Raw genomic sequence first — 256 nt, forward strand, 5'->3', positions numbered from 1 at the left:
TAGAAGTTGCTGACTGGTCGGCTTGGTCATCGGTCTGAGTTGCTGCATCAACCTTTCCTGACGCTGAAGTTACATTAGCATCAACATCACTAGTACTTGCTTGAGATTCAGAACTTACTTGTTCTGTTTTATCAATAGCCGCAGTGTCTGCTTGATTTTCACTAACTGTCTCTGTCTTAGTTACTTGGGTATCTGAACTAAGCGCCTTGTCTAAAACCGTCTGCACGGTGGTATCCTGAGGCTGACTAGCTGGCAC

At 45.3% G+C, this 256-nt stretch carries 1 protein-coding gene; it reads right to left on the reverse strand.

The genetic code is table 11. The annotated features are described in order from the left end of the window. Positions 1-226: hypothetical protein (locus FH871_RS34575; RefSeq protein WP_212768338.1), on the reverse strand; the 226-nt coding region annotated here is incomplete at its 3' end. Positions 227-256 lie beyond the last annotated feature (30 nt).

This window comes from Larkinella sp. C7 (assembly GCF_006149005.1).
Taxonomy (GTDB): domain Bacteria; phylum Bacteroidota; class Bacteroidia; order Cytophagales; family Spirosomataceae; genus Larkinella.